Source organism: Mucilaginibacter segetis, from assembly GCF_016522075.1.
Lineage (GTDB): Bacteria > Bacteroidota > Bacteroidia > Sphingobacteriales > Sphingobacteriaceae > Mucilaginibacter > Mucilaginibacter segetis.
Genome location: NZ_JAEHFW010000001.1, coordinates 791,183 through 804,640 on the forward strand (window position 1 = coordinate 791,183; position 13,458 = coordinate 804,640).

Below are 13,458 nucleotides of genomic sequence, written 5' to 3' on the forward strand. Positions count from 1 at the left end.
AGAAACCGGTTTTCAATTAGTTATATTTGATTTTGAAACGTAGCGAAGTAATTCGCTACGTTTGTTTTTTCCAAACCACCAGATGCCCAAAAGAATATTATTTGCTGTTTGCATTGTTGCACTTGCATGCCTTATATCTTGTAATAAAAAAAACTCCGGCTCGCTTTTTTCTCTTCAGGATAACAGCAAACTGGGAGTAAATTTTGTAAACCAGTTAAATGAGAAAAGTATAACTAACGTTTTTACGTTCCGCAATTATTATAATGGAGGCGGTGTAGCCATAGGCGATATAAATAACGATGGTTTAAATGATGTTTATCTTGTATCAAACGAAGGGGAAAATAAATTATACCTAAACAAAGGTAACTGGCAGTTTCAGGATGTTACTGCAAAGGCGGGAGTTAAGGGCACTAAATACTGGAGTACCGGTGCCACTATGGTAGATATCAACGGCGATGGCTGGCTGGATATCTATGTATGCCACAGTGGTAATATTATCGAAAAAAAAGGTAATGAACTTTTCATTAACCAACATGACGGTACCTTTAAGGAAGAAGCGGAGAAATACGGATTAACTGATAACGGACTTTCTACCCATGCCATATTTTTTGATATGGATAACGATGGCGACCTGGATTGTTTTGTGCTTAATAATTCTTTCAGGCCTATCGGCTCGTTCGATTTTAGTAAGAATTTGCGCGCCGTAGTTGACAAACTGGGTGGCGCACGTTTATATCGTAATGATGGCGGACACTTTACTAATGTAACCCTACAGGCTGGCATATTTTCCAGCGATATTGGTTTTGGACTGGGAGTTTCCGTAGCCGATGTTAACCAGGACGGATATCCGGATATTTATGTGTCAAACGATTTTTTTGAGCGGGATTATTTATATATCAATCAAAAGGACGGCACATTTAAGGAAGATATACAGGCAGAGACCGGGCACCTGAGCCTGGCCTCGATGGGGTCGGATATAGCGGATATCAATAATGATGGTAATATGGACATCTTTACCACAGAGATGCTGCCGGAGGATGATAAGCGATTGAAAAAAATGACGTCGTTTGAATCATTCGATGTGATCAAATTAAAACAGAACGACGGGTATTTCAACCAGTACATGCAAAATTGCCTGCAGCTCAATAATGGTGATGGCACTTTTTCAGAAATAGCATTTAAGGCAGGTGTAGCTGCTACCGACTGGAGCTGGGGGGCATTATTTTTTGATATGGATAACGACGGATGGAAAGATATTTTCGTATCCAATGGAATCTACAAAGACCTTACCGATCAGGATTATATTGAATTTTTGGGAAATAGGGAGAATATGGATAAGATCGCCGAAAAGAAAAAGTTTAACTATCGGGATTTTACGGATAAAATGACCTCTACGCCGTTGCCTAACTATGCTTATCTTAACAACCACGATCTCAGTTTTACCAACAAAGCGCAGGAGTTCGGGTTAGCGGAACCATCGTTCAGTAATGGTGCGGCGTATGGCGATCTGGATAATGACGGCGATAACGACCTGATAGTGAATAATGTGGATATGCCGTTGTTTATCTATAAAAACAATGCGGAAAAATTAAAGAATAACTTTATCGGAATAAAATTAAAGGGCGCACCCCTTAACCGTTTCGGCATAGGTACAACCATAAAATTGTTTTCAAAAGGTTCATCAATAGTATACTACAATCAACCTTCACGGGGATTTGAAAGTAGCGTATCTCCGAATTTACTTACCATAGGTTTAGGAAAAATAACCCTGCTGGATTCCATACAGGTTATTTGGCCCGGCGGTAAATATCAGATACTTAAAAATATTGCAGTAAACAAAACCTATATTTATAACATATTGAATGCCAGTCTGCTGTATGATTTCGCAAAAAAACCTGTTAGATCACTTTTTGTTGAAACCGAAAAAACGTTATTCGACTCGGTGCCTAAACATACCGAGAATCGTTTTGTAGACTTTGATAACGAAAAGCTGTCGTTGCAGATACTTTCTGCCGAAAACCCTTATCTGGCTAAGGGAGATATTAATAATGATGGATTGACTGACTTTTATTTCGGCGGTTCAAAAGATACTCCTGCTGCAATTTATATTCAGCAAAAGAACGGGAAGTTTAAACCGTATATCCCGGAAGACCTTAAAAAACAGGTTTATATAGAGAACGCCGGTGCTGCATTTGGCGATTTCGATGGCGATGGGGATCAGGATCTGATAATTGGAGTTGGTGGTAACGAGGATGAAGCGGGCACCGTTATTTATCACCCCCGTTTTTACGAAAATGATGGTAAAGGTAATTTGCATCGCAATGCCAAAAGAAACATTCCTGCCGCTGTAAACACTTCTGTTATCATGGCCTGCGATTATGACAAAGACGGACATTTGGATATATTTATAGGCGGCAGAAGCACACCGGGTATTTATGGAAGCTCGCCAAAATCATACGTACTACATAATGATGGCACGGGTAATTTTACCGATGTATCCGCACAGGTTTTTGGTGGTGATGTTAAATTAGGCATGGTTACCTCGGCGCAGTGGGCAGATATTGATAACAACGGTTACCCCGACCTGATTGTGGCAGGCAACTGGATGGGTATTAAAATATTCATGAACAACAAAGGTAAATTTACGCCGGATAACGCATTGGATAAATATAAAGGCTGGTGGAGCAGTTTAGCCGTGGCAGATATTAACGGCGATGGTAAACCCGATATAATAGCAGGAAACATCGGGCTTAACTCCAAGTTCCATGCATCGGCTGATGAACCCATGAAGCTGTACATTAAGGATTTGGATAACAACGGTACAGTAGAAAGCATATTATCTATGTATAATAATACCGACCATGTACCCTATGTTTTTCACATGAAACCTGATCTTGTGGCACAAATGCCTGTAATGGGAAAGAAATATCCTAAGTATGCCGACTACGCGGGCAAACCATTTAACCAGATATTCCCGGATGAGGATTTGAAAGGCGCTGAGGTGCATGAAATGAACTACCTGGCATCTGCTGTTTTTATAAATGATGGTAATAATAAGTTTACGGTTAAGCAACTACCGTTTAACGCGCAGTTATCAACAGTCAACACTACCCTTTGTGATGCTATTGATAGCAGCGGCATACCGGCGGTTATTTTGGGTGGGAATTTTTACGGCTTTAAACCCGAGGTTGGTCGTTTAGATGCGAGCTACGGACAAATTTATAAGTATTCTGATAAAGGATTTACCTATATTCCGCCATCTAAAAGTGGAATGAATTTAAGTGGTCAGATACGTTCTTCCCTCATCATAAAAAATGCCCTTGGCGAAAAATATTATATATTCGGTGTTAATGACGATAAGCTTAAAGCTTATAAACTACGTTAAGCTGCTATGCTGAAAACCAATTTATTCAGACCTGTTGTTTTTATCGCGTTAGCTACAATCGCGACTGTTACCTTTTTAAGTTCCTGCAAGCAAAAAAAAGCAGGCGAGGGAACATTTAAATTATTATCTCCGGAAAATAGTAATATCAATTTCGTTAATAAAAACGAAGCTACCGACTCCATAAACATATTGGATTACCTGTATTTTTATAATGGCGCAGGCGTTGCATCGGCAGATTTTAATAACGATGGGTTAGAGGATCTGTACTTTGTATCTAACCAGGGTGAAAATAAACTCTATCTGAATAAAGGGAACCTTAAATTCGAGGATATCACAAAAAAAGCAGGCGTAGCAGGCAATAGCAGCTGGAAAACAGGAATAACCATTGTGGATATTAATGGCGATGGTTATAAAGATATTTACGTGAGTGTTGTTGCAGATTATAAAGGCTTTAAAGGTAAAAATCAGTTATTCATAAATAATGGTAACCTCACTTTTACTGAATGCGCCGCAAAGTACGGATTGGATTTCGCTGGTTTTTCAACACAGGCCAGTTTCTTCGATTATGATAAGGACGGGGATCTGGATATGTTCCTGCTTACCTCATCAGTGCATAGTAGTGATACCTATGGCGATTCTACATTGCGTTTTAAATATAGCCATGATGCCGGGGATCACCTTTTCCGTAATGATAACGGTGTTTTTACTGATGTTACTCAAACATCAGGTATTTACGCAGCGCCTATCGGCTACGGTTTAGGCGTTAGCGTAGGCGATCTTAACAATGATGGCTGGGACGATATATACGTAAGTAATGATTTTTTTGAACAGGATTATTATTACATCAACCAACATGACGGAACTTTTAAAGAAGAGTTAAAAAGTGCGTTCGGGCATACCAGTCTTTTTTCTATGGGGAACACCTTAAGCGATGTAAACAAAGACGGACACCTGGATGTAATAAGCACCGATATGCTGCCCGAGGAAATCGCGGCCCTAAAATCAACCATTAATGATGAACCGCTTGATATTTACAATCAGGAGGTTAATGCGGGGTATTATTACCAATATTCAAAAAACTGTTTACAGCTAAATGTAGGTAATGGTAAAAAGTTTATAGATGCCGGGCTGTATGCCGGTATAGCAGCTACCGACTGGACATGGTCGCCTTTGGTGCAGGATTTTGATATGGATGGCCGAAAGGATATGTTCTTTTCCAACGGGATTAAAAAGCGACTTAATGATATGGATTACCTGAAATATCTGGGTGATCCGAATGTGATAAAAGACTTTAAAACAAGTCGTTTTTTTGACCGCGAAAAAATAAACCTGATGCCCGACGGAAAGGTGCATAATTACCTTTACCATGGCCGTGATAAACTAAAGTTTGATGATGTGTCCGATGCCAACGGCATGAACGAGGCTTCCATATCAGATGGCGCTATTGCTGTTGACCTGGATAACGATGGTGACCTTGATCTGGTTACAAATAATATGGACGAGCCGGCTTCCATCTATCAAAACTTGACGATGGAAAACGCGGGGGATAAGAAACCTGCATATCTGCAATACAGTGTAAAGTTCACCGGAGCCAATTTAGATGGCATCGGCACCAAACTTTATCTGCGTTCGCAAAAACAGGTAGATCATCAGGAGATACAAACCAGTACCGCTTTTGAGAGTAATCAGAGCAGCAGCTTACACTTTACATTTTTGCCCGGAGACAGGCCGGTTGAGTTATTGGTTGTCTGGCCGGATGATTCTTATGAAATTATTAAGAATTTCAACCTCAACAAAAAAAGCGTAATTACTTACAACAAAGCTCATGTTCAAATTGCAGCAGAAGTTTCCGGCTTAATAAGCAAGTTTATCAGTGGAAAACAACAATTTAGCAGTGTTTATGTGGATGCAAAGATACTGGCCGATCTGCATACTTATAATACCCCCGATTTTAACTATTATAATCTTTTGCCGCATACCTATTTGCCACATACCCCGGCAATAGCCGTTGCCGATGCCAATAAGGACGGTTTGGATGATATTTATGTGGGAGGTATAGCGGGTGACGAGAAGTATATTTTAGCGGGAAACAAAAGCGGAGGCTTTACCAAGATCCATGTAGAGGGTTTTGATCAGTTTAAAGATCACGGCGATACGCAAGCGGAGTGGGCAGATGTGAATAATGACGGATTGCCCGACCTCATCGTATTAAGTGCCAACCACCCGTTTATTCCACCGGGCAAACGTACACCGCCGCGTTTATATATCAACAAGGGGAATTTTAAATTCGAATACAAAGCGCTGCCTTTGGTAGACGAACTGGTATCTAAGATACTTATCTACGATTTTAACGGCGATGGTCTTAAAGATGTGTTTTTAGCCGGTAGTGTGTCTTTCCGTAATTATACTGCTCCGGCAACCTCGGTAATATTGCTTAATAAAGGCAGCGGAAATTTTAACATCGCGCCGAAAAACCAATTTAAGGCACTTACTGATATTCGCTTTATCACCAGTATTTCTGCTCCGGATATTGACCATAATGGTACACCTGATATATTGGTTACCGCCGAGTGGCAGCCCGTACAAATGTTTCTGAATAAGAATAATAAATTGGTTAAGTTTTCATCTGCGGTGTTGGATAGCGCAAAAGGTTGGTGGCAATCGGCTTTAATTGCTGATGTGGATAATGATGGCAAACCCGATCTGATCGCGGGTAACTGGGGCGAAAATAACAAGTACAATGTTACTCTCGACCAACCTGTTTATGCCTATAACGATGACCTGGATGCTGATAAAAAGAACGACCTGATTGTTTCCTATTTTTATAAGGGTAAATATTATCCCTTCCGCCCGAAGAATGATCTGGAACAGGAGTTGCCTTATATCAAAAAGAAATGGCTCACCTATAAAACAATGGCCGATAAAACTACTGAGGAAATATTTGAAGGCCAGCTTAATGAAAACGATAAGCTGACAGCTAACCAGTTCAATACTGTATTTATCAGTGATATATTGAATGCCAAAAAAAGCACGGCTTTGCCTTATTTATTTCAGCAGGCGCCTGTAATGTCTGTTTCAAAACTTGATGCGCCATCCGGCGATATATTGTTGAATGGTAACTTTTGGGGTGTGGTGCCTTACGAGGGTAAATACGATGCCATGGGGTTAGTAACCACCCGGTACGATGCTAAAACTAAAAGTTTTTCAAATCCGGAGTATTGGGTAAACCCGCTGTTGAATTTTGAGGAGATCAGTAATTTGCAAACCTGTAAAACCGCTAAGGGTCTGGTTTATGTTATGGCTACCTACGAAGGGAAATTGGTATTGGTAACTAAAAAATAGGGTAGTACACTTTGGTGATCCATTTGGTGGTATCCGGCTGAGTTAACCTGTTGGTTACCATTAATTCAAAAGGCATTGCGGGCGATACCAGCCCGTGATCCTTCAAATAGTTTTTCATCTGCACAAATGCATTATCAATGGTTTTTCTGCCACCTTTAACTTCTGTCTCCAATATATTACCGCCGGCAACCATTTTGTTGATCACCATGCCTGGTGCTGGTTTTATTGGTCCTGCAACCGGGATGGCTACCATGGTGTGGTACTCATTTTCATCGGTTTGATTTATATTTAGCATAGGCTGGTTGGTCTCCTTGCCGTTTTCATTCTTTATGTGGTTACGTAACTCATCAACCATGTTGTATATGGTTTTAGTAGTTGGGTAGGTGGTGGTAGTAACATGGGTAGCTATCATTACAGAATCTTTTACCTTTTGCAGCCTAACTTTAATGCCGTAAACATTGGTATCCGTTTGCATGAATTGTTTAAAACCGTCCATTATATCCGCTACATCATGCTGGATATCTTTTATCCGTACAAATTCCGCTATCCGTTCAAACGGATTAAGGCTGCTTTGTTTTCCGGCTTCCCAGGTTACGGTGGTCATGCCGTCGTCGGTAGCCAGATAAGTAATGCGGCTATCCAATTCAATTTTTTCACTTTTTATCAGTACAGCTATGTCGCTGTTGGTGTTTTGCTGAAGCGTATAATTTACCCCGTTAAAAGTATAGGAGTTAACGTCGCCATTTTTGTGTGCGCCGGGCCACCAGCGGGGCCACTCTTTTTTCTTTATTAAAAAATTAAATACATTTTGATCGGTAGCATAAATAGGGGTAGTGCTAACCATTCGAATGTTTTGCGGAACAATAAAGTAGATGCTTATAAAGGCGAGTAATAACAATATCAGTACAAAAATAGCGGGCCGCTTCATATAATTAAAAAAAGGTAAATGCCTGTAAAACAAAAAAAGGCCGATCGGTTTACGACCGCTAAATTAAGTATTTCAAAACGGTAAAATCAAACGTTGTTTTACGATGATATTAGCAGGAAAATTATCTATATTTAGCGTAAAACCAAACAAACCAATATAACATATTGCACGGTACCGCTATTTCGTTTTTACACTTACAGCACATTTACTGCTGGCCCGCTTAGCGTATTGGATACAAACTAATACAACAACAAAAACCGATAGTAACACCGTTCTAAACCAACTGATAGATACTAACATATGAAGAGAATACGATATACGGCGCTGTTTTTAATTTTTGCAGCCAATAACCTGATCGCTCAAAAAATAAGTCCGTGGATCATAAAGGCAGACCATATTGACCCCGCAAATTATTACGGGATAACCGTAGCCAATGGCATGATAGGTATCGTATCGTCTCCGGAACCTTTTAAGGTTAAAAATGTGGTGCTGGCCGGTGCGTATGATTTGTATGGCAGGGGCAGGGTAAGCAATTTCCTGAACAGTTTTAATCTGCTGAATATGTACCTGGAGATCGACGGACGACGTATTGGCGCCGGGGACATCAGCAATTTTAAGCAGGAGCTGGATATGCAGCACGCGGCATTTACCACCAGTTTTGATTACGGCGATAAAGCCACTATTAAATACACCTATTACTCGTTACGACAACTGCCCTTTACCGTTTTAAGTGATGTATCGGTAACCGCAAAAAAGGCTATTAATATTACTGCTGCCAGCGTTATGGAAGCGCCGGATGCCTTAAAGGATGTACAAAATTATTATAATGAGATAGACAGGCCTCATGTAACCATCAGATTGTTAACCAGTTCGGCCAAAAGTCCTACCGGGAAATTACAGCTTTGCGCGTCCACCTCGTTTTTGTTTAACGAACCGCACGGGCAGGAGCCCAGGGTGATCCATGAGATGTGGGATAACAATATGCACCTCATGAAATTCAGCCATGCCATTGCCGCAGGGCAAACCTATTCCTACGGCGTTGCGGGTTCATCCATTACTTCGGCACACCATGCCGACCCGTTGAACGAGGCGGAGCGCCTGACCATTTTCGCGTTGCTCGAGGGTAAGGACAGATTGATCCAGTTTCATAACAAGGCCTGGGATGAACTTTGGAAAAGCGATATACAAATTGGCGGCGATGAGCAGGCACAGCAGGATGTACACAGCATGCTGTATCATTTATACTCCTTTTCGAGGGCGGGTACCGCGTATTCCCCTTCGCCGATGGGGCTTTCGGGTTTAGGGTATAACGGTCACGTTTTTTGGGATACCGATATCTGGATGTTCCCGGCTATGCTGGTATTGCACCCCGAGATCGCCAGATCCATGATCGAGTATCGTTATGAAAGATTGGATGCAGCCCGTAAAAACGCGTTTTCGCACGGGTATAAGGGAGCGATGTTTCCGTGGGAGAGTGCGGACAGCGGGGTAGAAGAAACTCCGGTATGGGCACTGAGCGGGCCGTTTGAGCATCATATTAGTGCGGACGTTGCCCTTGCCGCCTGGAAATACTATTGCGTTACACAGGATAAAGACTGGCTGCGCGAAAAGGGGTGGCCTATTCTATCTGCCACTGCCGATTTCTGGGCAAGCCGGGTTGAGCGTAACGGCCCGGGGCATTTTGATATTAAAAACGTAGTAGCCGCCGATGAGTGGGCCGAAAACATTGATAATAATGCCTTTACCAACGCCGCCGCGAAAGCTAATTTGATGAACGCCACCGCCGCAGCAAATATATTAGGATTAAAACCTGATAGCGACTGGGCGGTTGTAGCGCAAAATATCCCTATTTTAAAAATGGCTAACGGGGTAACCAGCGAATTTGCCAGCTATAAGGGCGAGGGAATAAAGCAGGCTGATGTGAACCTGCTGGCCTATCCGCTTAATACCATCACCGACCCCGCGCAGATCAGGAAAGACCTGGAATATTATGAGACCCGTGTGCCGAATGAGGGCACCCCGGCCATGACACAGGCGGTATTTGCCCTGCTATACGCCCGCCTGGGCGATGGTAAAAAGGCCTATCATTTTTTCAAGGATGCCTACGAGCCCAACCTTAACCCGCCTTTCAGGGTGATTGCCGAAACCAAGGGCGGTACCAACCCTTACTTTGCTACGGGAGCGGGGGGGATTATACAAAGTATGCTGATGGGCTTTGGCGGACTGGATATTACGCCAAACGGAATAGTGCAGCTAAAAAGCGCGCTGCCCCCTAACTGGACATCGCTGAAGATTACCGGTGTGGGTGTAAATAAGGAAACCTATACCGTAAAGTGAGCGAACATATTGCGCGGCTATGCAAAAAGCAGGAGTGCAGCTTACACGGTTTCCCGAAAAATGAGATACGGTTAGGCCGGTAAAATTACAGCCTTATAATTGTTTTTGTTCGGGTGTTCCGCGTGTGTGTATACAAAAAACGGAACAAGCGGAACACGCTGATAATTAGATACTTAACATTTTATATTTTTTAGATTTTTCGTCCCTGAACTTTAAATAAACATGCTATATGCTTGATGTTTAATTAATTAAAATATTTTAAAAAGTGTTCCGCTTTTTGGGAAACGGAACAGGGGAAAGAAACTCAGGGCCACATTTCATAAGGATGTTTGCGGAAAGGGAAACCTACCTGTCATTTCGAACGATAGAGAGAAAACTTAAACGCAATTATTTATCGTATAAGATATTTCGCTACCGCTCAATATGACAAGTGGTTTTACTTGATTGATTTTAAAGTTCCCCTCGGGAGGGGGCACATTGGTTGGTGTAGTGGTAGGGTGGGATCGCTCGCTTTATTAACACACCCCCAACCCCTCTCAAGAGGGGAACGTGTTTTTATAACTCCTCTTTTTTAACATCAACTTAACACAGGTATTGCACAGGGTTTTTGTTTTAGCCGTAAATTGCGGCTTTATAAAAGCAGGGCATAGGCATAAGACTGCTTAGCTTCGTTTAACCCATTTTATTATTTCGAACCAGATCACGGAAGAAATTCCTGCTCCTGCACTTATCGCGAGCTGTATTAATGAAGGGGATTGAAATTCAAAAAAGTGAGCTATTGGTTTAACGTACAGCAATACGGCAGATAATAAGATGGTGAACCATATAACAAACCACAGCAGCTTATTTTTGTACCGGAGGGTGACTAACACGGAATAATAAAAAGACCGGTTTACCAGCGTTAAAAATATATTAGCCGCAAGCAGGCAGCTGAACACCATGGAACGGGTGAGTTGCTCGCCGAGGCCGGCGCCAACCGCATATTTGTAAATAAGCATGGTAGCGGCAGTAATTGCCAACCCCTGTATCACGCTTGTGGCCAACTCGTTCCAGTTAAAAAAGGTTGTGCTTAAAGGGCGTGGTGGCCTTAACATGGTGTTTTTTTCCATGGGTTCGTTTTCGTAAACGATGGAGCAGGTTGGCCCCATGATAAGCTCCAGGAAAATAATATGGACCGGCGAAAAAATATTCGGATAAACCCAGTTCAATGCTAAGGGAATAAATACGGTAAGTATAATGGGAATATGAATGGAGATGATATACTGGATCGCTTTTTTAAGGTTGGCATAAATACGCCTGCCCATGGCAATGGCATCAACCATTTTTGACAGATCATCCTCCAACAGGATGAGCGTGGCCGCCTCTTTAGCTATTTCGGTTCCTTTACGGCCCATGGCAATACCAATGTGCGCTGCTTTAAGCGCGGGGCCGTCATTAACGCCGTCGCCCGTCATGGCAACAATCTCGCCAACGCTTTTTAAAGCGTTGATGATCTTTAATTTCGCATCGGGGAACATGCGGCTAAAGATGTTTGTTTTCTCCACTTCCGCACGGAACCCGCTTTCCGGCTGCATTAGTAATTCATCACCGCCAATGCATTGGTCTGCGCCGCGAAAGTTGATCTCCCGGGCTATGGCTTGTGTGGTAAGTGCATTATCACCCGTCAGTATCTTTACTACTATGCCCGCCCGGTAAAAAGCTTTGAGCACGGAGGCGATATTCTTCTTCGGCGGATCATAGAAGGCAACCAGTCCGCTGAATACGAACTTCATTTCCTGCTGATTAACCGGGAAATGGTTGCCCTTAAAAAGCGTTTCGCCTACACCTAATACCCGGTAGCCCCCGGCCGAAAATTCTCGTATGGCCGCCTTAATGATCTCTTTTTCTTCTGCATTCAGATCAGATACAGCCAACAGCGCCTCCGGCGCACCTTTAGCGGCTACGATGCGGGTACCGTTATTATTTTCAAAAACGTGGGTCATCATCGGTGGTTTTCCGCTTAGGGGGTATTCATGTACCATGTGGTAATCTTCGCGTTCATCAACGGTAAAATTTTTCTGATAGCTTTCGTGTAAAGCCACCTCCATCGGATCGAAAGGAATCGGTTCACTGGCCCACATAGCGGTCCTTATCAACGCCCTGGCCGGATCATCAAGCGTGCCTCCGGCATCATAAAAACTTCCGGATAATGATACGTAAAGCTTTGTCAGGCTCATTCTGTTCTCGGTAAGTGTGCCAGTTTTATCGGTACAGATCACCGAAGCGGAACCCAATGTTTCTACAGTTTTTATCTGTTTTACCACCACGCCCATTTGCATTAACCGCCAGGCACCCAGCGCCATAAACGTAGTAAACGCGACGGGGATTTCCTCGGGCAGGATACTCATGGCCAGGGTGAGCGCTTTAGTAAGGCTGTCTAATAAATTGAGGGAATGCAGGTAATTGATCAACCAAACGATAACGAATACTATACCCCCGGCAATCACCATTTTTTTGACGAAATTATTGATTTGCAATTCCAACGGCGTTTTTTCGGTTCCGATGTTTTCCAGGCTTCTGCCTATCTGCCCTAAGCGGGTTTGGTCGCCAATGGCAGTAACCGTAGCAATAGCGAGCCCGCTTATTATCGTTGTACCCTGAAAGATCTGGTGATCGATTGAAGCAGGATCTTTGAAAACCGGAAGCGATTCACCGGTAAGCACGCTTTCGTTGACGGAGAAATCATTTGAGTGTACAATGGTGCCATCGGCCATTACTGAAGTGCCCTCTTCGATAATAAGGCTGTCGCCTACCACAAGATCTTCACTATTGATGGCTATGGCTGTCCCATTACGGATAACTTTGCATTTTGGCTGTGTAAAGTTTTTTAATTTACCAATAGTCTTTTTGCTGCGGGAGTTTTGGAAAAGAGAGATACCTGCTACAAAAATGATAGCTGTTGTTAAAAATAGCGCGTCGCCGTTTTTTCCGCTGAGCAAATAAACGCCAGCGGTTACCAGCAATAAAACAACCATCGGCTCACGGGCCAGGTCTATTAGCGCATCGCGTAAATTGCTGCTTTTTTTCGGTGATATACTATTAGATCCGTACTTTGCTCTTGCGGCGGTAACCTCTTGTTCGCTAAGGCCAGGGATATGGAAATTATTTTCCGCCATAGAGTTTGGATAAGGTGTTTTTATGTAAATAAAGCGGACCCGGTGTTTGCAGTTCTATAATGTGGTTCTGCAATGTTCTTAAACCATGGTGGCAATACCTAAACAGGAGTAATGCTAACCATCGCTGATTATAAAATTACAGCGTTGCATGCGTAACGGCAAAGGTCGTGATCATTTTTTTTAATGATCCGGATCATTAAGTGGAGGATAGCGGCCATTGATCTATACTTTCTCTCTTTTTAACATCAACTTAATACAGGTATTGCACAGGGTTTTTGTTTTAACTGTAAATTGCGGCTTTATAAAAGCAG

5 protein-coding genes are annotated in these 13,458 nt (G+C 42.6%); 3 read left to right on the forward strand and 2 right to left on the reverse strand.

All coding sequences use genetic code 11. The features are described 5' to 3' along the window. Positions 1-82: 82 nt before the first annotated feature. Positions 83-3,385, forward strand: a complete 3,303-nt coding sequence (locus tag I5M19_RS03770; RefSeq protein WP_200064177.1) for a VCBS repeat-containing protein — start codon at positions 83-85, stop codon at positions 3,383-3,385. 6 nt (positions 3,386-3,391) lie between these two features. Next, positions 3,392-6,727 (forward strand): VCBS repeat-containing protein, encoded by a 3,336-nt coding sequence (locus I5M19_RS03775; RefSeq protein WP_200064179.1) that lies wholly within the window; start codon positions 3,392-3,394, stop codon positions 6,725-6,727. Here I5M19_RS03775 and I5M19_RS03780 read toward each other — a convergent pair. Next, on the reverse strand, positions 6,717-7,655 hold the full coding sequence (locus tag I5M19_RS03780; RefSeq protein ID WP_200064181.1) for a GyrI-like domain-containing protein: 939 nt from the start codon (positions 7,653-7,655) through the stop codon (positions 6,717-6,719). The genes I5M19_RS03775 and I5M19_RS03780 overlap by 11 nt on opposite strands. 300 nt (positions 7,656-7,955) lie before the next feature. Between I5M19_RS03780 and I5M19_RS03785 the strand changes: the two genes are divergently transcribed. Then, positions 7,956-9,992, forward strand: coding sequence for a glycoside hydrolase family 65 protein (locus I5M19_RS03785; protein WP_200064183.1), 2,037 nt, complete (start codon positions 7,956-7,958; stop codon positions 9,990-9,992). Positions 9,993-10,654: 662 nt separating this feature from the next. On the opposite strand, the gene I5M19_RS03790 is transcribed toward I5M19_RS03785, so the two are convergent. After that, a complete protein-coding gene (locus tag I5M19_RS03790; protein WP_200064184.1) occupies positions 10,655-13,147 on the reverse strand; it encodes a cation-translocating P-type ATPase in 2,493 nt (830 codons plus the stop codon). Positions 13,148-13,458: the final 311 nt, after the last annotated feature.

Excerpts from the sequence above, each read along its gene's own strand:
- I5M19_RS03775 (WP_200064179.1), top strand. The coding sequence starts at position 3,392 with ATGCTGAAAACCAATTTATTCAGACCTGTTGTTTTTATCGCGTTAGCT.
- I5M19_RS03780 (WP_200064181.1), bottom strand. The coding sequence starts at position 7,655 with ATGAAGCGGCCCGCTATTTTTGTACTGATATTGTTATTACTCGCCTTT.
- I5M19_RS03790 (WP_200064184.1), bottom strand. The coding sequence starts at position 13,147 with ATGGCGGAAAATAATTTCCATATCCCTGGCCTTAGCGAACAAGAGGTT.
- I5M19_RS03785 (WP_200064183.1), top strand. The coding sequence starts at position 7,956 with ATGAAGAGAATACGATATACGGCGCTGTTTTTAATTTTTGCAGCCAAT.
- I5M19_RS03770 (WP_200064177.1), top strand. The coding sequence starts at position 83 with ATGCCCAAAAGAATATTATTTGCTGTTTGCATTGTTGCACTTGCATGC.